Here is a 23,811-nt window from a genome sequence, read left to right as displayed (position 1 = left end):
CGCTGTCCAGCGGTGCCTCCGCCGCGCGGGCGTTGCGATTCAGCCACGCGCACGGTGCGGTAGCCGCGCGGCCGCCGCGAACGGTGCTGTTCAGCCGGACACCCGCCGCACGGCGGTGCGATTTCCAGCGGCGCACCCGCCGCGCAGCGGTGCGCGTCAGCGGCATCCGCTGCACGGCCGTCGCGCGGGGTGCTGTGCAGCGGCGCCGCGCTGCGAGGCGGCCCTTCGCAGCCCGCACCCGCCGCAACAGCGGTGCTGTTCGTCGCGCGCGGTGCTGTTCAGCCGCGCACGCGTTGCGCGGCGGTGCGGGCGGTGGCCTGCACGGCCCGCCGGTCCACGCGCGTCGGCTCCCGGTCGCGCAGCACCTCTTCGCCCGCCACCCAGACGTCGCGCACGCAGCGGGAACCGGCCGCCCACACCAGGTTCGACAGCAGCTGCTCGTCGGGGGTGTCGATGCCGGTCGCGAACGCCGGGTCGTCCACGTCCAGGTGCACGACGTCCGCCCAGCGCCCCGGTTCCAGCGCGCCGAGGTCGTCGCGGTGCAGCGCCGCCGCCCCGCCCCTGGTCGCGGCGAGCAGCGCGCCCGGTGCGGTCAGCGCCATCGCGTCCCCCGTGGACAGCCGGGCCAGCATCACCGAGAGCTGCACCTCCTGCCACAGGTCCAGGTCGTCGTTGCTGGACGGGCCGTCGGTGCCCAGGCCGACCGGGATGCCCGCGGCGAGCAGGTCGACCAGTCGCGCGGTGCCGGAGGCGAGCTTCGCGTTCGAGCCGGGGCAGTGCGCGATGCCGGTCCCGCGGTCGGCGAACAGCTTGATGTCCGCATCGGACAGGTGCACGCAGTGCGCGGCCAGCACCCGGCCGTCCAGCACCCCCAGCGAATCCAGCAGCGCGGGCACCGAGCCGTAGCGCTCCCGCTGCTCCCGGTCCTCGTCAGCGGCTTCGGCGACGTGCGTCTGCACCAGCGCACCGCGCTGCTGCGCGGATTCACCGATGGCGCGCAGCGCTTCCGGCGGCAGCGTGTAGGCGGAGTGCGCGCCGTAGCCGAGCTCGATCCGGTCGGCGGGCCCGAACCGCAGGCCGTCCGCGTCGATCCAGCGGTCGATGTCGTCGATCATGCCCCGCCAGGAACCCATGCCCTCCAGCCCGGGCGCGGAGATCACGGCCGGGCCGAGCACCACCCGGGAACCGACGGCCAGCACCGCCTCGGCCACGGCTTCACCGGAGAAGTACATCTCGGCGCTGGTGGTCACCCCGGCGCGGAGCATCTCCACCGAGCCGAGCTCCATGCCCGCGCGGATGTCCGCGGGCCGCAGCCGCGCCTCCGCGGGCCAGATCACCTCGCGCAGCCAGCGCAGCAGCGGCAGGTCGCCGCCCATGCCGCGCAGCAACGTCATCGGGCTGTGCGCGTGCGCGTTGATGAGGCCGGGCAGCAGGATTCCGCCGCACTCGCGCACCACGGTGTCCTGCGCGCGCGGCGGCGCCCCCTCGCGCGGGCCGCAGTAGCCGATGCGGCCGTGCTCGTCGACGTCCACGACGGCGTCGCGGATCACCGAGCAGTCGGCATCGCAGGGAACGGCGATCGGGGCGTGCAGGCGCAGGGCGGTCGGCATGGGCGCATTCTGCCGCAGCGGTGCGCCGTCCGGAACGGCGGTGGCATCCCACCGCACCGTCCACTGTGGATGGACGGTGCGGTGGGAGGTCAGTCGTCCATCAGGCCGGTTCGCCACGCCCAGGACGCCGTCTCCACCCGGTTCCGGGCGCCGATCTTCGTCTGCGCCGCCGCCAGGTGCGTCTTCACCGTGGACAGCGACATGAACAGCTCGCCGCCGATCTCCACGTTCGTCAGGCCGCGCGCGGTCGCCCGCACCACGTCCAGCTCCCGCTCGGTCAGCTCCTCGCGCAGCGGTTGCACGCCGCGCCGCGGCCGCTCCGGCGGTTTCGCGAAGTGCTTCAGCAGCCGCACCGTGATCTGCGGCGACACCAGGGCGTCCCCGCGCGAGGCGGCGTTGATCGCCTCGATCAGCAGCGCCGGGCCCGCGTCCTTGAGCAGGAAGCCGCTCGCGCCGTTCGCCAGCGCCGAAGCCACGTACTCGTCCAGGTCGAAGGTGGTCACCACGACCACCTTGATCGGGTCGGTGACGTCCGGGCCCGCGAGCTGCTTGGTGGCCTCCAGGCCGTCCAGCCCGGGCATCCGGATGTCCATCAGGCAGACGTCCGGCCGCAGCTCCCGGGCCTTGTTCACCGCGTCCAGCCCGTTGGCGACGTCGGCGACGACCTCGATGCCGTCCTGCGACTCCAGGATCATCCGAAAGCCGGCCCGCACCATCTCCTGGTCGTCCGCGATCAGCACCCGGATCATCGGTTTCCCCTCCTCGTCGTGCACCGCGCGCTCACCCGGCCTCGCGCTCGGCCAGCGGGAGCCATGCCTCGACCCGCCAACCGGCGTCCGGCACCGGTCCTGCGCTGAAGCGGCCGCCGAGCAGCTCGATCCGCTCGCGCATGCCGACGAGACCGTATCCTCCGGAGCCGCCGGCCGGTGCGGCGCGCTGGCCGGAACCGTCGTCGGTGACGCGGATGTGCAGGTGCTCCTGCGGGGAGCGCACCACCACGCGGATCGCGGTGGCGTCCGGCGCGTGCTTGCCCGCGTTCGTCACCGATTCCTGCACCAGGCGCAGCGCGGAGCGGGCGACCTCCTGCGGGACCTCCCGGTCCAGTTCGAGCCGCAGCGACACCTTCGGGCCCGCGCCCTCGGCGAGCGCGGTGAGGTCGGCGGCGAGGTCGGTGGTGGCCTGCTCGGTGGCGCCGCTGGTACCGGCGGGTTCCGCGCCGCGCATGCTCGCCACCAGCCTGCGCATCGCCACCAGCGCTTCGGTGCCGCTGCCCGCGATGCGCTCCATCGCCTCCACCGCCGCCTCCGGTTTCTGCGCGGCCACCAGCTGCGCGGCCTGCGCCTGCACCACGATGCCGGTGACGTGGTGGGCGACGACGTCGTGCAGCTCCCGGGCCAGCGCGAGCCGTTCGGCCTGCTGCGCCTGCTCCACCGCGGTGTTCACCGTGCGGCTCCGCTCCCCGTCCCTGGCCCGGAAGTACAGCCCGGAGCCGACGGCGAGCGCCAGCAGCAGACCGCCCAGCATCAGCGCCTGCAGCGCCCCGCCCCCGCTGCCGGCGAACGGGCCACCGGGGATGAGGATCGCCGCGACCAGCGCCGCACCGGTCAACGCCGCACCGGCGAGCAGTGCCCGCCGACTGCTCGCATACCGCACCAGGTAGGCCAGCACCAGCATCCCGGCCGCGACCGACGAGACCGGCACCACTTCCAGCAGCCCGTTGTACGGCGACTCCTGTCCGATGAGCCGAGCCGCCACCCCCGCGCACAGCGTCGCGGTCGCGGCCAGCAGCGCGACCTCCACCGGCCGCAACGGTGCGATCACCGCGAGCGCGGCGAGCACCAGCGAGCCCAACAGCACCACCAGGCCCGACACCGACCCGTCGAACGTGGACCCGGCGTCCACGAACAGCAGCACCGACAGCCCGGCGATCATCGGCCACTGGCGGCGGAACAGCTCCCGCAGCGGCGTCGAGGCGGCGCTGAGCTGCCAGCCGCGCAGGTACGTCCCGGTGCCCACCGCCAGCAGCAGCTGGAGCACCCCGAGCGCGACGATCTGCCCCGGCGAATCCTGCACGCCGCGCAGGTACATCGCCCCGAAGCAGGCGAGCACCAGCCCCGCCGTGACCGGCAACGCCTTCAACGGTGACAACCGCCGGTGCGCGAACAGCACCAGCAGCATCCCCGCCACGTTCTCGGTGGGCAGGATCGTGCCCAGCCCCGCCGAGTGCGGCTCGGCCCCGGCGATCCGGATCATCGCGCTGGACAGCAGCAGCACGGCCGCCGCGGCGGCCGAGCACACCACCGGGTGGCGGCGCCCCCGCACCGCCAGCAGCGCGAGCAGCGCGGCACCGGGAGCGGCGACCGGGCCGGTCCCCCCGCGTTTCACGAGCAGCACGACATCCGCGCAGCACAGCAAGGTCATCAGCGCGGCGAGGAACCACGGCGCCCGCACGAGACGACCGAGTCGCTGCGCCGACATCTCGGGCGTCGGGCTGGAACTCACGACGCGACCCTAATCCCCGGTCCGCGCGCGACGGCCCGGCCGAATGGTCCGAAACATCGCCCGATCGGACATCGAACGGTGTCCGGCCGACCGACGCGCCGCACCACCGCCGCACGAGAACGTGTTCCCCGGAAGCGCAGTGGCGGCCGGTCGCGCACCGGCGGGCGGAAGGAGATCGCGGTGGCGGCTGCACCGGAACACACCTCGACGGCGTTGCTGGAGGCGCGGGGCCTGACCACGTTCCCGCAGCTGTTCGGCGTGGACTTCGCACTGGCGGGCGGCACGGTCGCCGCGCTCGACGGCCCTTCTCGGGAGCCGAAGACGTGGCTGCTGCAGGTGCTCGCGGGATTGCGCCGCCCGGACTCGGGGACGGTGCTGTTCGACGGGGTGCGCCTCGACGCGCTCGCCGACCACGAGCTGCGGGAGGTGCGGCAGCGCCGCTTCGGGTTCGTGTTCGCGGACGGGATGCTGGTCCCGGAGCTGACCACCGCGGAGAACTGCGCGCTGCCGCAGATGCTGGCCGGGGCCGAGCGGGAGATCGCGGTGCACCGCGCGGACGGGGTGCTGCGCGAGTTCGGCCTGGAGCGGGTGCGGGACCGCTTCCCCGGGCAGCTCTCCGCGGCTCAGATCGAGCGGCTGACCGTGGCGCGGGCGATGGCCCACCGGCCGAACGTGATCTTCGCGGATTCCCCGGAGCTGACCGCGTCCACCACGGCGGAACTGCTGGATGCGGCCCGCGCGCACGGCATCGCGGTGGTGCTGGCGACCGCGGAGCCCGCGCTGCTCGCCAGGGCCGAGCAGGTGCTGCGGCTCGGCGCGCGCACGCCGGAGCTCGCGGTCGCGGCCTGACCGGGCGCGGCGTGCCGACCGGAAGTAGGAGGCGGGCCGACCCTTCGGCCGATCCCGGCCCTCCCCGCGGGCGGTGATGCTGGGGGCACTCGCCGACTCGGAGGTACCGCCATGCTGACCGTCACCGCCACCGCGCTCGGCACCATCGCCGCGGGGGCGGTGCTGCTGCTGATGGCCGTGAGCTCGCTGCTGCCCGACGTCGTCGAACACCGCGGCCGCGCCCTGCTCACCCCGAAGGCGAACGACCCGGCTTGACGACCGCCCCGCCGACCGGTCAGACCCGGTCGAAGAGGAGGTCGCGGATCTCGCGGCCCTCGTCGTGGGCGCGGCTCTCGAACTTGGTGACCGGCCGCCACTCGGGCCGCGGCGCCCACCCGCCGGGCTCGTCGGCGCACCGGTTGCGCAGCTCCGGTTCCGCCGAGCACACCTCGAGCATCTGCTCGGCGTAGTTCTCCCAGTCGGTCGCCAGGTGCACGTACCCGCCGGGGGCCAGCCGGGAGGCGATCAGCGCGATCGTCTCCGGCTGCACCAGCCGCCGCTTGTGGTGCCGCTTCTTCGGCCACGGGTCCGGGAAGAAGATCCGCACCCCGGCCAGCGAGCCCGGCCGCACGTGCTCGCGCAGCAGCACCACCGCGTCGCCGCGCAGCAGCCGCAGGTTCGACAGCTCCAGGTGTTCGGCGCGCAGCAGCAGCTGTGCCAGACCCGGCTTGTAGACCTCCACCGCGAGGTGGTCGACCTCGGGCGCGGCGGCGGCCAGCTGCGCGGTGCTCTCGCCCATGCCGGAACCGATCTCCAGCACCAGCGGGGCCTCGCGGCCGAACCAGGCCGCCGCGTCCAGCGGTCCGGGCGGCAGCGCGTCCACCGAGTCGCCCATCGAAGGCCAGTGCCGGTCCCACGCGCGCTGCTGGCCGACGGTCATCCGCTCGCCGCGCTGGACGTAGCTGACGATCGTGCGCCGGTGCTGGACCTGCTGGTCGGAAGTGCTCATCGAGAGGTGAGTATCGCAAACCCCCCGGGCAGGGCCGCTACCAGGATTCGACGACCGGCAGCGCGGCGAGCAACCCGGCGGTGCCGCTGAGCGGCAGCGGCGGCGGTGGCCCGTCGGTGTAGGCGGCGACGACCTGGACCCAGCCGGGGTGGTCGTCGGTGAGCGCGACGGTCGTCGGCGCCTGCCTGGTGCCGCGTTCGGAGGGCGCGTACTCCCAGTACCCGGTCTCGCCGTTGCCCGCCCAGGGCACGAACACCCAGCCGCCGCGGCTGACGAGCAGGCGGTGCACGTCGTCCTCGAACGCGAAGCCCTCGTTCCGCGAGGACAGCTCGCCGCGGTCCAGCGCCCGCAGCCACCACGGGGAGGGCAGCCTGCTCACCGGGCCGTGCAGCTTGCGGTAGAGGTCGAGCACCTTCTGCTCGGCGGCGGTGTGGATCCAGCTCCCGCGCAGCGAGGCGGGTGCGGCGGCTTCGGCGGCCGTGGGGTGCGCCTCGGTGGCCAGTGACCACTCCAGCCGGGGAACCGGTTCGAGGAGCACGTCGGTCTGGTTTCGCCGGGGACGCGGCGGATCGCGCCGCTCCGGCGAGCACTCGGTCGAATGCACCATGCCCACCAATCTGCTGTTGGAAGAAGCACGCTGGACCGCTGTGGCGGTCGGCGTGGCGCATGCACCTCAGCGACGTTGATGTGGAGGCACGCGTCCTGCCTTATGCATTACCACAGGCCGACGATCATGTGAAGTTTCCGACACCGGTTGTGAACCATCGCATATCGGACTCGTTCGAGTGGTCGAGTCGACAGCGGGGCCGGGAGGCGGTGGAGTGGAGCCGTGGAACGCACCGTGCAGCGGGTGGAGGTCGACGGCGGGGTCGCCGTCGGGCTCGACGGGTCGCCGTCCTCGTTGCGCGCGCTGGACGTGGCCGCGCACGAGGCGGAGCTGCGGTCGGGGGTGCTGCACGTGGTGCGGGCGTGGAGCATGCGCACGGCGCCGCGGCCCGCGGACTGCCCGCCGGGAGCGGTGCCGAGCATGGACGCCTACCAGCGGTCGGTGGACGAATCGGCGGAGCGGATCGTGCGCGACCGGCTGGGTCCGGCGCCCCGGATCCCGGTGCAGCGGCACATCGTGCACTCCCCGTCACCGCAGGCGCTGCTGTCGGCGTCCCGCGGCGCGGACCTGCTGGTGGTGGGCCATCGCGGTCGCGGCGGATTCGCGGGCCTGCTGCTGGGCTCGGTCGCCGAACAATGCGTCCGCCACGCGGCCTGCCCGGTCCTCGTGGTGCGTCCGGCCGTGTGAGGCGGATCCGCCGAGCCGGAAGAAGAACCAAGATCCACTGGGAAAAGCACAGGGCCCGGGCCATCCCCCGAATGACAGCCCGGGCCCTCCCCCGTCCCGACCGCCGGCGCCCCCGAGCGCTGCTGCAGTCGGTCGATTCTGTTGTGCCGCACGGTCTTCGCGCCTCGCGAGCGCTCGACCGCCCCGGAGGTGTCGAGCCGGGCCCGGCACCTTGGTCCCTGATCCACCGTGGTGCGAATTCCGCTGTTCCGGCGTACGGCCGATGGTGCGGCCGAAGCGGATTCCGATCGGAACTGCGATCACGGCTCGATCTTGCCGAGATCTTATCTTCCGGGGTGATCAGCCTCTCGGGCGGGCCGGGTAACGCCGTGGCGCAGGCCGCACCGGCCGCTCAGGCGTCCCTGCGCCGGGTCACGACGATCGCCGCAGCGAGCGAGACGACCGCGAACGCCGCGAAGTACGCCAGCGAGGCCCACGGTCCGAGCGGCACCGCGCTCGGGTCCGGGTAGGTCGTCAGGAAGCGGCCGCCGACGTTGAACGGCATCCACTGCACCAGGTCGGGGCCGATGTTGGGGACGAGCGCGATGAGCGACTCCCCGAGCAGCACCCACACGATCAGCAGCGTCACCGCGCCCGCGGTCTGCCGCAGCAGCGTCCCGATGCCGAGCGCGAGCACGGCGGTCACGGCGAACACCGGTCCGGCGCCCGCGACCTCGCGGATCCGGTCGGCGCTGTCCAGCGCCAGTTCGGGCCCGGGAGCGAGCAGTTGGGCGAGCCCCCAGGAACCGAAGCCGGCCAGCTCGCCCAGCACGAACCCGGTGATGCCGACGACCGCGGCCTTCGACAGCAGCACCGAGGCCCGGTTGGGCGCGGCCTGGAACGTGGCGCGGATGGTGCCGAAGCGGTATTCGGTGGTGATCGCCAGCACGGCCATCACGAGCACGACCATCAGCCCGAACTGGTGGCCGGACATGGCCCCGCCGACGGAGAGGCCCTCGTCGGCGGAGGCGGCCATGGCACCGGCGAAGGAGATGGGCAGTCCGACGGCGAGCGCCGCGCACCACCACGGCGACCGGGTGGAGAACAGCTTGATGCGTTCCACGGCGAGCAGGGTCATCGGACATCCTTCCCGGCGGTGGCGAGCGCGCCGCCGAAATCGGTCTGGTATTCCACGGCGTCCCCGGTGAGCTGCATGAACGCTTCTTCCAGCGAACCGCGCTGCGGGGACAGCTCGTGCAGCACGACGCCGTGCGCGGCGGCGATCTCGCCGATCCGGTCGCTCTCGGCGCCGGTCACGACGATCGTGTCGGGCGCGGTGGGGTCGGCGGGCTTGACGACGATGCCCGCCGCGGCGAGCAGTTCGCGCAGCCGGGCCGCCTGCGGGGAGCGGACGGTCAGCGAGGTGAGACCCGCGCCCGCCACGAACTCGTCGGTGCTGCACTGGGCGATCAGCTCGCCCTTGCCGACGACGACGAGCTGTTCGGCGGTCAGCGACATCTCGGTGAGCAGGTGGCTGGAGACGAACACCGTGCGGCCCTCGTCGGCGAGCTTGCGCATGAAGCGGCGGATCCAGTGGATGCCTTCGGGGTCGAGCCCGTTGACGGGTTCGTCGAACAGCAGGATCTTCGGGTCGCCGAGCAGGGCGGCGGCGATGCCGAGCCGCTGCGACATCCCGAGGGAGAACCCGCCGGCGCGCTTCCCGGCGACCTCGCCGAGGCCGACCATGTCGAGGACCTCGTCGACGCGGGACACCGGGATGCGGTTGGACTTCGCGAGCCAGCGCAGGTGGTCGTGCGCCGAGCGGTTCGGGTGCACCCACTTGGCGTCGATGAGCGCGCCGACGGTGCGCAGCGGTTCGCGCAGCTCGCCGTACAGCTTGCCGTCGACCCGCACGCTGCCCGCGGTCGGGCGGTCCAGGCCGAGGATCATGCGCATCGTGGTGGACTTGCCCGCGCCGTTCGGCCCGAGGAATCCGGTGACGGTGCCGGGCTTCGCGGTGAACGACAGGTCGTTGACGGCGACCTTCGACCCGTATCGCTTGGTGAGGCCTTCAGCCTCGATCATGGTGACCTCCGAGTGCGGGGCGCGCCTCGGCGGTGGTCCGGGCGCCGAGGTGAACTCTGCCCGGCGCGGTGGGTCGGGCACCTCGGTCGTCCGGCCACGACGGGTGAGCCGTTCGGCCTGTTCGGACGGGTCCCCGCGTAGTTCTTGCGTACTACCCGCGGACCGTTCGGCCGGCTCGCGCCCGTCCGTTCCGCAGCGGCGGCGGAGCGGCTGAGCAGCCGACCGCGCCGCCGCGGATGCGCAGCGGTTCCCGCGCGAGGACGGCGAGGTCGCCGGGGTGCGGACGGACGTCGCGGCCGCGCCGAGGAAGCGGCGGCGCGGGCACCGCCGAGGTTTCCGCCACGGCCCCACGACGGGAGCGGGGCGACGAGATCAGGGGAACCAGCGGGCGAGAGCGGCGACCACGCCGTCCTCGGTGACGGGCCCGGTGGTCTCGGTGGCGGCGGCGCGGACCTGCTCGGGAGCCTGGCCCATGGCGACGCCGTGCGCGGCCCAGCGCAGCATCTGCACGTCGTTGGTGCCGTCCCCGGCCGCGAAGGTGTCCTCTGCGGACACTCCGAGCTCGGTGCGCAGCTTCTCCAGCGCGGCGCCCTTGGTGACCCCGGCGGGCACCACCGTCACCCACGGTTCGTAGTGGTCGATGGTGGTGGTGCAGCCGGGGAGCTCGGTGTCGGCGAGCGCGTCGAACACCTCCTGCGGCGGGTGGTCCTCCCAGTTCGCGATGAGCCGCGGCACGGGGGCCGAGACCAGTTCGTCGAGGGACGCGAGCCGCTGCGGCCCGTGCAGCTGGTACTCGCGGAACGGGCTGGTGACGAGGCTGCCGGTGCCGACCTGCTCCACCGCGTAGGAGGCGCCGGGCAGCAGCGGGGCGAGGCGCGCGTGCACCGGCGCCGGGTCGAAGGTCTCCACGGCCAGCGCGTCGCCGGTGGCGGCGTCGAGGGTGACCGCGCCGTTCGAGCACAGCGCCACCCCGCTGTCGAGGCCGAGTTCGCGCAGCACCGGCAGCGTGCCGAGCATGCTGCGCCCGGTCGCGATCACGACGTGCGCGCCGGCGGCCGCGACGCGGCGGACCGCGTCCCGCACCGCCGGCGAGATGGTCTGCGAGTCGGGGTCGAGCAGCGTTCCGTCCACGTCGAGCGCGACGAGCCTGGGCTTCCATGCGGGATCGGGCACGCCGACCAGGCTAGCCGCCACCAGCGCGAACGTGCCGCCCCGGCGGGCGGCCGCGCACCTCGATCTCGCGCGGCGGGGCCACCGGATCTCCGTCGGGAGAGGGACGGGTCGTCCCGGGGCGCCGGGACGGGACGGATGTGCCGTCCCTCGATGCGGACGTTCTCCCCCGGGGCGCGGGGAGGGGCCTCAGCGTTCGCCGAGGCGGACCAGGCCGGTCTCGTAGGCGACGATCACCGCCTGCACCCGGTCCCGGACGCCGAGCTTCGCCAGCACCCGGCCGACGTGGGTCTTCACGGTGGCTTCGGAGACGTGCAGGGTCGCGGCCAGTTCCTGGTTGTTGAGCCCCTTGCCCACCAGCGCCAGCACTTCTCGCTCCCGCTCGGTCAGCACGTCGAGCGCGGCGCGGTCCCGGACGCCGGCGGTGGAGGTGTCCAGGAACCGCTCCAGCAGCCGCCGGGTGACGCTGGGCGCGACGACCGCGTCGCCGACCGCGACGGACCGCACCGCCGCTACCAGGCCGCTCGGCTGGATGTCCTTGAGCAGGAATCCGCTCGCTCCACCGCGGAGGGCGGCCAGGGAGTACTCGTCCAGGTCGAACGTGGTGAGCACCAGGACCTTCGCGTTGCAGTCGGCGGTGATCAGCCGGGTCGCCTCGATGCCGTCCAGCACCGGCATCCGCACGTCCATCAGCACCACGTCCGGGTCGAGCCGCCGGGCGAGCCGCACGGCCTCCGCACCGTCGCCGGCATCGCCCACGACCTCGATGTCCGGGTGCGCGTCGAGCACCATGCGGAACCCCATGCGCATCAGTTCCTGGTCGTCGACGAGCAGCACCCGGATCATGGCCACCGACCCTAAGCGCCCGGGCGGTCCGGGGGGCCGGTTCCGGATGATCTCCGTGACAACCCTCGCCGGCCCTACCCGCCCGCGGTGACCGCGGGCGGCGCGCCGGACGGCGTCCCGTCGTGCCGGAGCCCGATGTGCCACAGGTCGCGCCAGAGCAGCTCCCACGGCCGCCGGGGCTCCGCCACCACCCACACGGGAGTGCCCTCGTACAGCGACGGCAGGCCGGTGCGCACCGTGTCCGCCCGCCGCACGGAACCGAAGTGGCGGAGGAGGAAGTCCCGCCGCCCGCCCACATAGATCGCGCTCCGGACGTGCTCGGCGGGCCTGCCGAACGCCCAGTACCCCCGGCTCGCGCTGTACACCTCGGTCCGGCCGTAGTGGTGCACCGCGCTCGCCACCCAGTAGTCCTCGGCGATCACCGGTGCCGCGTGTTCCTGGGCGTTGCGCTCGACGATCGCGGTGAGCTCCGGCCAGCCCACGCTGCCGGTGCCCACCAGGTCGAACCGCGGGATCAGCGCGACCGGCAGCACCGGCAACGTCGCCACGGCGGCGACCAGCGCGGAGACCGCGTACAGCCGCACGGAGAACCACCGCGCCCGGAGCTGGACGGCACCGACCGCGAACAGCAGCCCGTACGCGCCGGCCGAGTAGTACGGCCGCGATTCCGTCAGCGCCACCAGCACGGCCACCCCGAGGACCGTCCAGCCGAGGAAGCGGTACGGCCGCAGCTCCGGCGCGCGCAGCAATCGCCAGCAGCCGAAGCACACCAGCACTCCGCCGGGAATTCCCGCGCACAGCACCACGGCGGGCAGCAGGAGCACGCCGAAGGAGCTCTCCGCGGCGACGGCCTCGCCCATGCTCAGCTGCGGCCAGCCGTGGGTGGCCTGCCACCACAGCGTCGGCGCCGCGGTGAGCAGCGCGCCCGCCGCACCGGCCCACAGCAGCGGGCGGCGCAGCAACGACCGCGGCCCGGCGCACAGCAGCACGAGCCCCAGCACCAGCCACAGCACCGGGATCAGCAGCTTGACCTGCATCGCCAGGGCCGTGCAGGCACAGGCCGCGAGCAGCAGCCGGTCCTGCCGCACGCCCTGCTCGCGCAGCCGCACCCAGCGGACCAGCGGCCACAGCACCGCGGTCCACAGCAACGGGTCGAAGGAGACGGTCGCGAGCATGTGCCCGCCCGCCGACGTCTGCCCGGCGACCGCCCAGGCCCCGCCCGCCAGCAGCTGCGCCCGGCGATCACCGCCGAACTCCCGCGCGAGCAGGGCCGTCAGCACGACCCCGGTTCCCGCCGCGAGCGCGGGCAGCAGCCGCAGCGCGAGCAGCGAACCGGGGAACGCGGTGTCGGCAAGCAGCGCGATCAGCGGCACCAGCGGAGGCTGGTCGACATACCCCCAGTCCAGGTGGTGCCCGGCGGCGAGGAAGTACAGCTCGTCGGCGTAGATCCCGTAACGGCCGCTGGTGAGCAGCAGCACCCCGATCACGGCGGCGGCGATCAGCAGCAGCGGCCGGGTGGCGAGCGCGGGCAACGCGGATGGTGCGGCGGCGGTACCCGGTGCGGGCGGTGGAACGAGGCGGGAACGCTCATCGAGTGCGGGCGGCATGACCACTTCCCGGTTCGGGGCTAGGACCGGCCCAGACTCCGGCGCGGACCGCTGCGCGCGCGTCCGCCTGAGCGTTGAACCCGGCACCGCCGCACGTCCCACCGGGGTAGGACGTCAGCTCATCCCGGCGACGCACGGCACCCGACCGGCGACCTGGGGATTTGTCGACAAGTGGCCGAATCCCCGGCGACATGTCGACCGGTCGACCCGGTGGGACAGGGGCGCGGCGTTCGCGCCGGGACCGCCGATCAGTTCGGCGCAGCCGCGTCGGAGCTCACCAGCGGCAGCACCGCGTGCACCCGCCAGCCGCCCTCCGGCCGGGGTCCCGCGATCAGCGCCCCGCCGTACAGCGCGGCCCGCTCGCGCATCCCGGCCAGCCCGTTCCCCTCGCCCGAGCCGGTTCCGGCGAGCACGGCGGCCGACGGCGACCCGTCGTCGCTGATCTCCAGCCCGACGGCGCGGCCGTCGTTGTCCACCCGCACGACCGCCGCTCCGCCGCCGTGCTTGAGCACGTTCGTCAGCGCCTCCTGCGCGATCCGGTACACGGCGAGGCCGAGCCCCGTCGGCAGGCCATCGACATCCCCGGTGAGTTCGAGCCGCACCGGGAGGTCCGGGCGCCGCACCCGGTCGACCAGTTCGCGCAGGCTCACCGACCCGGGCGGCGGGGGCCAGGCCCCGCCCTCGGCCGGGTCGCGCAGCACCTCCAGCAGACCGCGCAGCTCGGCCAGCGCCGTCCGGCCCGTGTCGCCGATCGTGCGGGCCGCCCGCTCGGCGAGTTCGGGATCGGTGCGCAGCGCGTAGCTCGCCCCGTCGGCCTGCGCGATCATCACGCTGAGCGAGTGCGCGAGCACGTCGTGGATCTCGCGGGCGATGCGGTTGCGCTCCTCGGCGACGGCGAGGCGAGCCCGCCGGTCCCGCTCGAATTCCGCGCGCCGCAGCCGGTCCTCGACCTCCCGCAGGTGCGCGCGCCGGGCGGCGATGAATTCGCCGAGCGCCCAGAGCAATGCGGTGAGCAGCAGGTGGAACAGCGTCGCGCTGACCACCGCGAGCTCCGGCCACCCGGACGGGAGCGGGCCGACGGCCACCAGTCCGGTCAGCACGACCAGGTTGAACGCCACGGCCAGCACGGCCCCGGCCCACCGACGCCCGGCCACGACCAGTCCGTACAGCACCAGGAACACCGCTACCTGCCCCGGGTTGACCAGCGGCCGCAGCGCCAGGACCACGTGCGTCCCGACCGCCCCGGCGAGGACTCCGGTCGCGGCGAGCAACGGGGCGCGGCGGCGCAACGCGACCGGCGCGCAGGCGAGCAGTTCGAGGTACGGCGGCAGTTCGCGCCACCCCAGGCCGTACGCGTCGGGTTCGGAGATCAGGAAGGCGACGAACAGCAGTGCCGCGGTCCACCCGTCCACGGCCGTCGGATGCGCCCGCGCCCACGCGCTCCAGTTCCGCATCGGCCCAGCGTAGGCGCGGAGCATCGCCGGATCGTCATACTCGCGGCGCGTTCCCGTCCTACCGGGGTCGTAGTCGAGCCTCCGCCCGGAGCGGGGTCCGCGGTCGGATCAGCCGGTGCCGGTGCGGGGTTCCGCGTCGAGGTGGCCGCTGGTGCGGGCGCTGATCTCCTCCTGCAGCGACTTCTCCCGCTGCTTGGTGCGCAGCCGGGCGAGCAGCCAGATCGTGATGCCGTGCGCGACCGCGAGCACCAGCAGCAGCACGCCGACCCGGGTGAGCAGGGCGTGCAACGGGTCGCCGCCGCCCATCCGGACGGTGGACAGCAGCGCCAGCACGCCGAGCGTCGTCAAGTGGAACAGGACGGTGATCAGCTGGTTCGCCGAGTCGGCGACCTTGCCGTCCGGGTAGGCCGCGGCCAGGTAGGTGGTGCCGCTGCGGCGCAGCAGCCACCCGTCGACGAAGACCAGCGCGGTGCCGATGACCAGGAATGCGAGGGTGTAGCCGGTTTCCACGGGTATCACCGAATTCCGCTGTCGAGTGCGTGGTGCGCATGTCCGTGCACTCGCCGGGTTCCCGGGTAGATCGTCGGGCAAACCGATCTCGGCCCCGGCTCGTGGCAGGATGGCCGCGATCACGGGCCGCGTCCAAGGAGGCAGGGGTGACTTCGCCGGTCGAGCAGCAGCGCTGGGCGGGTCCGCTGTCGGCGTCGGTCGCGCGGATGTGCGCGGGGCTGCGCGGCCAGGTCTGCGAGCGCACCGCCGCCGGGTTCGACGAGGTGCTGCACCGGATGTCCGCCCCGCTGCAGGTGGCGGTGGCAGGCCGGATCAAGTCGGGCAAGTCGACCCTGGTGAACGCGATGATCGGCAGGCGGGTGGCGCCGACCGACGTCGGCGAGTGCACCCGGCTGGTGACCCGCTTCCAGTACGGCACGGTGGACCGGGTCGAGGTGGTGTTCCACGACGGGTCGAAGCAGGCGGTGCCGTTCGACACCGACGGCGGCATCCCGGCCGAACTGGGCGTGGAGCCGGAGCGGGTGTCGCACCTGGAGGCGTACCTGACGAACGCGGTGCTGCGGGACCTCACGGTCATCGACACCCCGGGCCTGGGTTCGCTGGACGCGGCGTCGGTGGCGCGGACCGAGCAGTTGCTCGGCGCCCGCGAGCCGGACGACCTGGACCCGGTGTCGCGCAGCGCCGTCGCGGGCGCGGAGGCGGTGCTGTACGTGGTGACGCAGGCGGTGCGCGCCGACGACCAGCTGGCGCTGGACGCGTTCACCGCGGCCACCGCGAGCCGGGACGCGGGTCCGGCGAACGCGATCGCGGTGCTGAACAAGGCGGACACCGTCGAACCGGACTCGGTGCCCGGTTCCGGCGGCGAGGTGTGGCGGGCGGCGGAGTCGCTGGCCGCCGAGCAGGCCGCGCTGCTCGGGCCGCGGGTGGCGGAGGTGCTGCCGGTGATCGGCCTGCTCGCCGAGACCGCGGAGACCGGCGGGTTCGGCGCGGCGGACGCGGAGGCGCTGCGCGCGCTGGCGGAGCTGGACGAGGCGGACCGGCTGACGATGCTGATGTCGGCGGACCTGTTCACCGGCTGGGAGTGCGCGGTCCCGGAGCGGGCCCGCGAGCGGCTGCTGGAGCGGCTGGACCTGTACGGGGTGCGGCGGGCGCTCGCGGTGCTCGCGGACGATCCGGAGATCACGGCGGGGGCGCTGCGGCGGGCGCTGCTGGACAGCTCGGGCCTGGCCGGGGTGCTGGGCCGGTTGGACGAGGTGTTCCGGGCGCGCGCCGACGGGATCAAGGCGGCGGCCGCGCTGGCGTCGGTGACGGCGCTGGCGCAGGCGTCCGGCGACGCGGGCGAGCGGCAGCGGGTGCACGACGCGATCGAGGTGCTGCTGAGCAGGCGGGAGGCGCACCAGCTGCGGGTGCTGGAAGCGTTGACGCTGGTGACCTCGGGGGCGGTGCGCTTCCCGGAGGACTTGGCGGCCGAGGTGCTGCGGATCGGCGGCAGCGCCGATCCCGGCGCCCAGCTGGGGTTGGCGGGCCGGCCGCAGCAGGAGCTCGTGGAGTACGCGCTGGAGCGGGCGAGCTGGTGGCGGTCGTTCGCGTCGTTCGGCGCGACGCCCGCGCAGAGCCGCGTCGCGTTCGTGGTGCACCGGGCGTACTTCCTGATCTGGCAGCAGCTGCAGCCCGGCCAGGTCCGGGCACCGGGCTGAGCGGCGGGCGAGCGGAGGGCGCGGCGGTGCGGGACTGGCTTCGACGACGATCTTCACTCGATCGTGGAACCGAGCGGGCGGCCGCCGCGTCGGAACCGGCTGCGGAGGAACCCGCGGAACCGGACGCCGAGTTGGGGGCTGACATGACCGCCGTGCGCATCGACCCGCTCGACCAGGCGCTGTCCGAACGCACCGAGCTGATCAGGCTGTGCCTGTACGCGCTGGACCGGGCCCGCAGCAGCGGCGTCGCCGAACGGATCGCCGAAGGCCTCGACGGCGTCGGGGTGACCCGGCTGCGCCCCGAAGGGCTGCCGTTCGACCCGGCGCGGCACGAGGCCGGTGGCACCGTGGCGACCGACGATCCGGCGCTGGACGGGCTCGTCGCCGAGACCGAGGTACCGGGCTTCGCCGACCGCGATCAGGTGCTGCGCGCCCCGGTCGTCACCGTGTACCAGGTGCGCCCGGGACCAGCGGCGAGCTGAACCGGAAACCCGCCGACCGGGAGGCCGACCGGGACCGGGCCGCCCGGCGTTCCGGCGCGCGCTCGGCGAGGTCGGGCAGCACCGAGCTCACCGACATCAGCAGCAGCACGGCGAGCGCGAGGACGAGTCCGACGACGGTGCCGAGGGTGGTGAGAGTGGTGAGCATGGCGTTCCTCCTAGCCGGTGACCGAGCCCCGCATTCCGAGGTGACACCAGAATCGCTGGTCACCTCCCTGTCGCGGATCGGCCGTGCGGCTCGGCCGCGCTAAGACATCCGGCCAAGGACCGTCCGGCGCACCCGGCCGATCGGTCGAGGGCAGCGGCCCGGCGCCGGGCCGGACGGCCCGGCCGGGTCCGACCAGGTGATCCCCGCCGACCGGACGGCCGGAGCGCCGGACTCCTCGGGACAGCGCCGGGTTCCTCGGGTCGGGTGGCGCCGGGTTCCTCGGATGGGCGGCTCCGGGCGCCGCAGGTCGGGTGATGCCCGGCTCCTCGGGTCAGATGGTGCCCGGCTCCTCGGATGGATGGCTCCGGACGCCGCAGGTCGGGTGGACCCGGGCTCGTCGCTCCGGGTGGACCCGGGCTCCTCGGGTCAGGTGATGCCGGGCTCGTCGGGTCGGGTGGACCGCGCGGGAAGCGGACCGCGAGCGGCCTCGCGGGCGGTACATTCACGGCCGCGCCGCGGCCGGTCCGGTCCGGCGGACCAGCCCGGCGCCGAGCGCGGTGCCCGATGCAGCGACAGGAGCGTGCGCATGACTTCGGCCGGTCCGGCGACGACCGGGGTGCCCGTGGCCGCGGCCACCTTGCCCCAGCAGGTCAAGCAGACCAGGGACCGGCTGTTCGCGCTGCTGCGGGAGGTCGACCCGGACGCGGCCGACTGGGCGGACCGGGTGCGGCGGTCCCGGCCGGTGGTGCCGAGCGTCGTCGTGGTCGGGGAGACGAACCGCGGCAAGAGCTCCCTGGTGAACGCGCTCGTGGACACCCCCGGACTGTCCCCTGTGGACGCTTCGGTGGCGACGTCGACGTACCTGGAGTTCCGGCACGGCGAGCAGTGGCGCGGCCTCGCCTGCTACCCGGCCGACGCGGAGCCGGTGGAGTTCGCGGTGGCCGAACTGCCCGCGTGGTCCTCGGCGCGCACCACCCCGCCCGCGGGCGAGCTGCCGCCGCGGCACCTGCGGATCGAGGCCCCGCTGGACGTGCTGGCCGCGCTGACCGTCGTGGACACCCCGGGGGTCGGCGGCCTCGACTCGGTGCACGGGGAGCTCGCCGCCGAAGCGGCGTCCGCGGCGACCGCGCTGCTGTTCGTCGCCGACGCCTCCGCCCCGTTCACCCGCGGCGAGCTGGACTTCCTGCACGGCGCGGCCGACCGGGTGGAGACCGTGGTGTTCGCGCTCGCCAAGACCGACCAGCACCGCGGCTGGCGCCGGGTGCTGGAGGAGAACCGCGCGCTGCTGGCCGAGCACGCCCCGCGGTTCGCCGACGTGCCGATCCACCCGGTGTCGGCGCGGCTGTGGGAACTCGCCGCGCAGGCGCCGAACGAGCAGGCCGCGACCATGCTGCGGGAGCGGTCCGGGGTGGCCGAGCTGCGCTCCGCGCTGGAGCAGCTGGTCGGCGGCCGGGCGGCGATGCTCGGCGAGGCCAACACGATGCGCGCGCTGTCCACCGTGCTCGGTGAGCTGGCGGTGCGGCTGGCCGCCGAGCAGCGCGCGCTGACCGTCGGCGAGGACGAGGCCGAATCGCTGCGCGCCCGCCGCGACGAGCTCACCGCCTCCCGCCGCTCCTCCACCCGCGGCTGGCAGCTGAAGCTGCGCGGCGAGATCCAGCGCACCCGGGTCGAGGTCAGCCACGAGGTGACCCGGCAGATGCGGGAGGTGCAGAGCTGGTTCCGCCGCGCCATCGACCTCGCCGAGCACGGCGCGCTCGCCGCCCTGCCGCACCAGGTGGACACCGCGCTGCAGATGGTGTCCTCGCGGGTGTCCGGACTGCTGTCGGCGCGGCTGGCGAAGGTCGCCGAGGTGTCGCTGGCGGAGCTGTTCTCCGCGGAGGAGCTGGACGTGATCCGCTCCCAGTTCGCCCGCGGCGCCCAGTCGCCGATCGCGCTGCGGCCGCCGGACAAGCGGGCGCCGACCTCCGAGGACAAGCTGCTGGTGTTCATGGGGATCTCCGGCGGCCTCGGGGTGGGCCGGGCGGCGGCGATGCCGCTGGCCGGGATCGGCGTGGGCGTGCTGAACCCGGTGGTGCTGCCGGTGACGATCGTGCTGGGCCTCGGCGCCGGCTGGTGGATGGCCCGCACCCGCAAGCACGCGGCGGACAAGCAGCACCTCAAGCAGTGGCTCACCGAGGCCATCGCGGACGCGCGCTCCGCCCTGGACCAGCTGGTGTCCGAACAGCTCATCGAGGCGGAGCAGCAGCTGTCGCTGGCGCTGGACGACGCGCTGGGCAGGCGCATCGAGTCGATCGAGGCGGAGCTGCGGGAGGTCGACAAGGCGCTGAAGATGGACGCCGCCGAGCGCAGCCGCCGGTTGCACACCGCCGAGCAGCGCCTCGCCGAGACCCGCACCGGCCGGGACCGCGCGGAGCACCTGCTCGGCGCGATCCGGGGCCTCCGCGACCGCGCCGAGTGACAGGTGCCGACTGACAGGTGCCGCCTGGCAGGTGCCGGTTGCCGGGTCAGGGCAGCAGCACCAGCTTCCCGCCCGGGTGCCCTTCGGCGAGGAACCGGTGCGCCGCCGCGGCCTCGGCCAGCGGGAAGGTCCGCGCGATCGGCAGCTCCAGCCGTCCGGCGGCCGCCGCGGGCAGCAGCCGCTGCCACGCCGCCGCGCGGAGCTCGGTGCCCGGATCGGCGCCGGGACCACCGCCGACGAGCCGGATCCCGTCCGCTGCGCGGTGGAACGCGGCGGCGCTGGTGATCCGGTCCGGGGCCACGACCGCCAGCGAGACGTCGATCGCCTCGTCGGTGCCGACGGTGTCGATCGCGCCCGCGACGCCGTCCGGCGCGGCCGCGCGCACCCGCTCCAGCAGACCGTCCCCGTAGGACACCGGCACGACGCCGAGCCCGCGCAGCCGCTCGTGCCGGGATTCGCCCGCCGTGCCCACGACCCGCGCCCCCGCGGCCACCGCGAGCTGGGCGGCGAGCACGCCCACCGCACCGGACGCGCCGTGCACCAGCACCGTCCGGTCCTCGACGTCGCCGAGCAGCGACAGCAGGTGCACCGCGGTGCCGCCCGCGAGCAGCAGCCCGGACGCGCTCTCCCAGGACAACCCGGCCGGTTTCGGGACGACGGCGCTCGCGGGCACGTCCACCTCGCCCGCGTAGGCACCGGGCGCGGGGTGCACCACCACCTCGTCCCCGACGGAGATCGGACCGGCCGCCCCGGTGGCGCCCTCGCCGACGGCGGTGACCACGCCGGCGAGCTCGTTGCCCACGGGCAGCGGCAGCTTCGCCGGGTCGGAGCCGAAGGCACCGCTGTAGAGCTTGTGGTCGATCGGGTTCACCCCGATCGCGCGGGCTTCGACCACGACGCGGCCGGGGCCGGGCGGAGCCACCTCGGCGTCGACGGCGGACAGGACTTCCGGGCCACCGAACGCGGTGGCGACGATGCGAACGACCATGACCGGCACAACACCGCCCCCGCTCACCGGATTCCCGGTCGAGCGGCTGACGCGGCGGAACCGGACGGCTCTACGCTGCGTCGTAGCGGTGAGCCGAGGCCGAAGTGGGGGTCGAGATGTACATCGAGGAGACAGGTGCCGGGGACGGCGACATCAAGGTCACCGTCGAAGGCGTGGAGTACACCGCCGAGGCGAACTACGACCTCGACGGCGACGGCGTGGACGACGCGGTCACGATCCTGACCGAGGACGGCCACGTGGCCTACCTCGACGAGGACGCCGACGGTTCCGCCGAGGTGATGCAGACCGTGGACGCGGACGGCACCGTCGTCGGCCAGGCCCGCTTCGACGCCACCACCGGCGACTGGGTCGCCGAGCAGCCGGAGCAGCACCCCGGCGCGGCCGACCCGCGGCACCCGGCCGGAGCGCCCCTGGTCATCGACGCCCCGGGCGGCGAGCAGCAGGTCGGACCGGCCACCGAGGACACCGACGACGACGGCCGCCCCGACACCGCGGTGGTCACCACCGAGCGCGGCACGATGCTGGTCACCGATGTGGACGGCGACGGCTCCGCCGACCAGCTGGTGGAGATCGGCGACTCCGGCGAGGTCACCATCACCCACCACACCGGCGCAGGGGAGTGGACCGTGGTCGAGCAGGGCACCCTCGACGAGCAGGGCCGGTACGTGCCCGCCCCGCACCCGGCGGTGGGCGCGACCGACGATGCGACGTGGACGTTCGGCGATCCGGAACCGCCGCAGGACCGGGCCCAGCAGGTCGCCCAGGAACGGCCCGCGACCTGCTCCGATTCGGACGCCGCCTGGAGCTGAGTCCCCCCGCCACGCCGAGCGCTCGAATTCCTCCTATCCGGTGGAATCCGAGCGCTTTTCGCGGTCCGGTCCGGGGTGCGAACGGCACGGGATGTCCGCCCGGCCGTCACCTCTCGTTCGCGGGGCTGTCCGCTTCGCCGGAAATCCTTGGTCATCCGTGCGCGCGGGCGACCGAATTTTCGTCTAGACCTCTAGGTCCCCGGGGTTCTGAATCGATCCCCTTATCGTTCCTGTGAGAGAACCTACACAGCTGATCTCCATTGCGGGCGCCCGGCACCGTTAGCCTCGGTGCATCCCTTTCCAAGCTCCTCCCGTTCTGCGGGTGGGGCGAAGCATTCTCTGAACACGCCGGTGGCACCGCCGCCGCCGGACGAGCATTCCGGGCTGTGGCGCCCAGTCAGGAGACACGAAGCGATGACCGCCTTGACCATCCCAGGTCTCGACCAGGCACCCACCGATCACGCACGCCTGCTGTCGTGGGTGCGCGAGGTCGCCGAGCTGACCACGCCCGAGCGGGTGGTGTGGTGCGACGGCTCCCAGGAGGAATGGACGCGGCTGACCGACGAGCTGGTCGAGGCGGGCACCTACACCCGGCTGGAGAAGAAGCCCAACTCGTTCTGGGCCGCCTCGGACCCGACCGACGTGGCGCGCGTCGAGGAGCGGACCTACATCTGCTCCCGGGAGCGCAAGGACGCGGGCGTCACCAACAACTGGATGCAGCCCGACGAGATGAAAGCGATCATGACCGAGCTCTACCGGGGCTCGATGCGCGGTCGCACGATGTACGTCATCCCGTTCTGCATGGGTCCGCTGGACGCCGACGAGCCGAAGCTGGGCGTCGAGATCAGCGACAGCGCCTACGTGGTGACCTCCATGCACATCATGACCCGGATGGGCGCCAAGGTCCTGGAGAAGCTCGGCAGCGACGGCGCGTTCGTACCCGCGCTGCACTCGGTGGGTGCCCCGCTGGAGCCCGGCCAGCAGGACGTGCCCTGGCCCTGCAACGACACGAAGTACATCACCCACTTCCCCGAGGAGCGGATGATCTGGAGCTTCGGCTCCGGCTACGGCGGCAACGCGCTGCTCGGCAAGAAGTGCTACTCGCTGCGGATCGCCTCCGCGATGGGCCGCGACGAGGGCTGGCTCGCCGAGCACATGCTGATCCTCAAGCTCACCTCGCCGGAGGGCAAGGTCCACTACGTGGCCGCCGCGTTCCCGTCGTCGTGCGGCAAGACGAACCTGGCGATGCTGCAGCCGACCATCCCCGGCTGGAAGGCGGAGACGCTCGGCGACGACATCGCCTGGATGCGCTTCGGCGAGGACGGCAGGCTGTACGCGGTGAACCCGGAGGCCGGTTTCTTCGGCGTCGCCCCGGGCACCGACGAGAACACCAACCCGAACGCGATGCGCACCATCGAGCAGGGCAACACGCTGTTCACCAACGTGGCCCTCACCGATGACAAGGACATCTGGTGGGAGGGCATGGGCGAGGCGCCCGCGCACCTCACCGACTGGAAGCAGCGGGACTGGACGCCCGACTCGGACGAGAAGGCCGCGCACCCGAACTCGCGCTACTGCACGCCGATGTCGCAGTGCCCGATCCTCGCCGACGAGTGGGACGACCCGCAGGGCGTGCCGATCTCGGCGATCCTGTTCGGCGGCCGCCGCAAGACGACGGTGCCGCTGGTGAACGAGTCGTTCGACTGGCAGCACGGCGTCTTCATGGGCACCACGATGTCCTCGGAGACCACCGCCGCCGCCACCGGCCAGGTCGGCGTGGTGCGCCGCGACCCGATGGCGATGCTGCCGTTCATCGGCTACAACGTCGGCGACTACTTCCAGCACTGGGTGAACATGGGCAAGTCGGCGGACGCGTCGAAGCTGCCCCGGATCTTCTACGTGAACTGGTTCCGCCGCGACGAGTCCGGCAAGAAGATCGTGTGGCCGGGCTTCGGTGAGAACTCCCGCGTGCTCAAGTGGGTCGTCGAGCGCATCGAGGGCACCGCCGCCGCCGAGGACACCCCCATCGGCCGGGTTCCCTCCGCCGACCAGATCGACCTGTCCGGGCTGGACACCTCCCGCGAGGATGTCGACATCGCGCTGCACGTGGACGTCGACGAGTGGAAGGCCGAGATCCCGCTGATCGAGGAGTGGTTCGCCACCATCGGTGACGACCTGCCCTCCTCCATTCGGGACGAGTTCGACGCGCTCAAGCAGCGCCTCGGCGTCGCCTGACCCGGCACGACCCCGAGAAGGGCCGCCCGCGGAATTCCGCGGGCGGCCCTTCTCGGGGTCG

The 23,811-nt window shown here is 73.7% G+C and carries 22 protein-coding genes; 8 read left to right on the top strand and 14 right to left on the bottom strand.

Going from position 1 to position 23,811, the window contains the following annotated elements; all coding sequences use genetic code 11:
- Positions 1–278: 278 nt before the first annotated feature.
- The 3 genes from ABZ805_RS10530 to ABZ805_RS10520 form a co-directional block, all read right to left on the bottom strand.
- On the bottom strand, positions 279–1,610 hold the full coding sequence (locus ABZ805_RS10530; RefSeq protein WP_358437376.1) for an amidohydrolase: 1,332 nt from the start codon (positions 1,608–1,610) through the stop codon (positions 279–281).
- 89 nt (positions 1,611–1,699) lie between these two features.
- Positions 1,700–2,359 carry a response regulator transcription factor gene (locus ABZ805_RS10525; RefSeq protein WP_358437374.1) on the bottom strand — a complete coding sequence of 220 codons (660 nt, stop codon included), beginning with the start codon at positions 2,357–2,359 and terminating at the stop codon, positions 1,700–1,702.
- Positions 2,360–2,390: 31 nt separating this feature from the next.
- Complete coding sequence (locus tag ABZ805_RS10520) at positions 2,391–4,112, bottom strand: histidine kinase (RefSeq protein WP_358437371.1); 1,722 nt, start codon at positions 4,110–4,112, stop codon at positions 2,391–2,393.
- 180 nt (positions 4,113–4,292) lie between these two features.
- Between ABZ805_RS10520 and ABZ805_RS10515 the strand changes: the two genes are divergently transcribed.
- A complete protein-coding gene (locus ABZ805_RS10515) occupies positions 4,293–4,961 on the top strand; it encodes an ATP-binding cassette domain-containing protein (protein WP_358437368.1) in 669 nt (222 codons plus the stop codon).
- 111 nt (positions 4,962–5,072) lie between these two features.
- Positions 5,073–5,216 (top strand): hypothetical protein, encoded by a 144-nt coding sequence (locus tag ABZ805_RS10510; RefSeq protein WP_358437365.1) that lies wholly within the window; start codon positions 5,073–5,075, stop codon positions 5,214–5,216.
- A gap of 19 nt (positions 5,217–5,235) precedes the next feature.
- Here ABZ805_RS10510 and trmB read toward each other — a convergent pair whose 3' ends face one another.
- On the bottom strand, positions 5,236–5,949 hold the full coding sequence (trmB, locus tag ABZ805_RS10505; RefSeq protein WP_358437363.1) for a tRNA (guanosine(46)-N7)-methyltransferase TrmB: 714 nt from the start codon (positions 5,947–5,949) through the stop codon (positions 5,236–5,238).
- Between the two features lie 37 nt (positions 5,950–5,986).
- Complete coding sequence (locus tag ABZ805_RS10500) at positions 5,987–6,556, bottom strand: hypothetical protein (protein ID WP_358437360.1); 570 nt, start codon at positions 6,554–6,556, stop codon at positions 5,987–5,989.
- A 222-nt stretch (positions 6,557–6,778) separates the two neighbouring features.
- Between ABZ805_RS10500 and ABZ805_RS10495 the strand changes: the two genes are divergently transcribed.
- Positions 6,779–7,243 (top strand): universal stress protein, encoded by a 465-nt coding sequence (locus ABZ805_RS10495; RefSeq protein ID WP_358437358.1) that lies wholly within the window; start codon positions 6,779–6,781, stop codon positions 7,241–7,243.
- A gap of 391 nt (positions 7,244–7,634) precedes the next feature.
- Here ABZ805_RS10495 and ABZ805_RS10490 read toward each other — a convergent pair whose 3' ends face one another.
- From ABZ805_RS10490 to ABZ805_RS10460, 7 genes are all read right to left on the bottom strand, one after another.
- Positions 7,635–8,360 (bottom strand): hypothetical protein, encoded by a 726-nt coding sequence (locus ABZ805_RS10490; protein WP_358437355.1) that lies wholly within the window; start codon positions 8,358–8,360, stop codon positions 7,635–7,637.
- Complete coding sequence (locus ABZ805_RS10485) at positions 8,357–9,307, bottom strand: ABC transporter ATP-binding protein (protein WP_358437352.1); 951 nt, start codon at positions 9,305–9,307, stop codon at positions 8,357–8,359. The genes ABZ805_RS10490 and ABZ805_RS10485 overlap by 4 nt, the downstream gene beginning before the upstream one ends.
- Positions 9,308–9,679: 372 nt before the next feature.
- A complete protein-coding gene (locus ABZ805_RS10480; RefSeq protein ID WP_358437350.1) occupies positions 9,680–10,480 on the bottom strand; it encodes an HAD family hydrolase in 801 nt (266 codons plus the stop codon).
- A gap of 186 nt (positions 10,481–10,666) precedes the next feature.
- The gene (locus tag ABZ805_RS10475) at positions 10,667–11,323 is read right to left on the bottom strand and encodes a response regulator transcription factor (RefSeq protein ID WP_358437347.1); all 657 of its coding nucleotides are present in this window, start codon (positions 11,321–11,323) and stop codon (positions 10,667–10,669) included.
- A gap of 74 nt (positions 11,324–11,397) precedes the next feature.
- Positions 11,398–12,855 (bottom strand): glycosyltransferase family 39 protein, encoded by a 1,458-nt coding sequence (locus tag ABZ805_RS10470; protein ID WP_358437345.1) that lies wholly within the window; start codon positions 12,853–12,855, stop codon positions 11,398–11,400.
- Positions 12,856–13,178: 323 nt separating this feature from the next.
- Complete coding sequence (locus ABZ805_RS10465; protein ID WP_358437343.1) at positions 13,179–14,384, bottom strand: histidine kinase; 1,206 nt, start codon at positions 14,382–14,384, stop codon at positions 13,179–13,181.
- Positions 14,385–14,492: 108 nt separating this feature from the next.
- Entirely contained in the window at positions 14,493–14,903 is a 411-nt protein-coding gene (locus ABZ805_RS10460; protein WP_358437340.1) for a hypothetical protein, read from the bottom strand.
- A 137-nt stretch (positions 14,904–15,040) separates the two neighbouring features.
- Between ABZ805_RS10460 and ABZ805_RS10455 the strand changes: the two genes are divergently transcribed.
- The gene (locus tag ABZ805_RS10455; RefSeq protein WP_358437337.1) at positions 15,041–16,591 is read left to right on the top strand and encodes a dynamin family protein; all 1,551 of its coding nucleotides are present in this window, start codon (positions 15,041–15,043) and stop codon (positions 16,589–16,591) included.
- Positions 16,588–17,073 carry a nucleotide exchange factor GrpE gene (gene grpE / locus ABZ805_RS10450; protein WP_358437533.1) on the top strand — a complete coding sequence of 162 codons (486 nt, stop codon included), beginning with the start codon at positions 16,588–16,590 and terminating at the stop codon, positions 17,071–17,073. The genes ABZ805_RS10455 and grpE overlap by 4 nt, the downstream gene beginning before the upstream one ends.
- On the opposite strand, the gene ABZ805_RS10445 is transcribed toward grpE, so the two are convergent.
- Positions 17,033–17,239, bottom strand: a complete 207-nt coding sequence (locus ABZ805_RS10445) for a hypothetical protein (RefSeq protein ID WP_358437334.1) — start codon at positions 17,237–17,239, stop codon at positions 17,033–17,035. The two genes, grpE and ABZ805_RS10445, sit on opposite strands and share 41 nt — an antisense overlap.
- A 586-nt stretch (positions 17,240–17,825) precedes the next feature.
- On the opposite strand from ABZ805_RS10445, the gene ABZ805_RS10440 reads away from it, so the two are divergent.
- Complete coding sequence (locus ABZ805_RS10440) at positions 17,826–19,697, top strand: dynamin family protein (protein WP_358437331.1); 1,872 nt, start codon at positions 17,826–17,828, stop codon at positions 19,695–19,697.
- 46 nt (positions 19,698–19,743) lie between these two features.
- Here the strand turns inward: ABZ805_RS10440 and ABZ805_RS10435 are convergent, their stop codons facing one another.
- Complete coding sequence (locus ABZ805_RS10435) at positions 19,744–20,685, bottom strand: NADP-dependent oxidoreductase (protein ID WP_358437328.1); 942 nt, start codon at positions 20,683–20,685, stop codon at positions 19,744–19,746.
- Positions 20,686–20,801: 116 nt separating this feature from the next.
- Between ABZ805_RS10435 and ABZ805_RS10430 the strand changes: the two genes are divergently transcribed.
- Both ABZ805_RS10430 and ABZ805_RS10425 read left to right on the top strand, forming a co-directional pair.
- Positions 20,802–21,515: a DUF6802 family protein gene (locus ABZ805_RS10430; RefSeq protein ID WP_358437325.1), complete on the top strand. Its 714-nt coding sequence runs from the start codon at positions 20,802–20,804 to the stop codon at positions 21,513–21,515.
- Positions 21,516–21,929: 414 nt separating this feature from the next.
- On the top strand, positions 21,930–23,750 hold the full coding sequence (locus ABZ805_RS10425) for a phosphoenolpyruvate carboxykinase (GTP) (protein WP_358437322.1): 1,821 nt from the start codon (positions 21,930–21,932) through the stop codon (positions 23,748–23,750).
- Positions 23,751–23,811: the final 61 nt, after the last annotated feature.

This window comes from Saccharopolyspora sp. NPDC047091 (genome assembly GCF_040643635.1).
In the GTDB taxonomy this organism is placed as follows: Bacteria; Actinomycetota; Actinomycetes; order Mycobacteriales; family Pseudonocardiaceae; genus Saccharopolyspora_C.
This window is presented reverse-complemented; position numbering and strand designations above follow the sequence as displayed.